The 507-nt window shown below is 38.7% G+C and carries 1 protein-coding gene; it reads left to right on the top strand.

Annotated elements, in window-relative coordinates; genetic code table 11:
- Positions 1-391: transposase (locus EII41_RS13785; protein ID WP_221620743.1), on the top strand; the 391-nt coding region annotated here is incomplete at its 5' end.
- Between the last annotated feature and the right edge of the window lie 116 nt (positions 392-507).

Genomic DNA, 507 nt, shown 5'->3' with positions numbered 1-507 from the left:
ATGGAAACATCCCCCCGCACAAGACGCTTACAAGCGATATTTTTCCAAATTCAACGCCAAGACCAATTTGGAAGTAGCTCGTCATTTCTTTGGTTGGTTTTTCAAGAGTTTGAACATCAACTATTTTACATTAGATGTTGATTCTTCAGTAATTACTCGTTATGGTCAGCAGGAAGGAGCCAAAAAGGATTACAATCCTAAGAAAAGAGGCAGAAAAAGCCATCATCCACTCATTGCATTTGTCAATGATATAAAAATGGTTGCCAATTTTTGGCTTCGTAGCGGAAATACGAATGCTTCCCATCATTTCATTGGTTTTTTGGAAGAGACTTTAGCCATGTTTGATGGCAAAAAAGTCGGTTTGGTACGACTTGACAGCGGTTTTTGCTAGAGGGAGATATATTTGACTGTTTGGAGGAAAAATCTTTACCTTACATTGTTGCAGCCCGATTTACACACCCCATTCAACACCTGATAGACAAACAGGATTTTTGGGTAAAAGTAGAT

Source organism: Tannerella forsythia (assembly GCF_003860135.1).
In the GTDB taxonomy this organism is placed as follows: Bacteria; Bacteroidota; Bacteroidia; order Bacteroidales; family Tannerellaceae; genus Tannerella; species Tannerella forsythia_A.
Note: the sequence above shows the minus strand (reverse complement) of the source record. Positions and strands in the feature narration are given on the sequence as shown.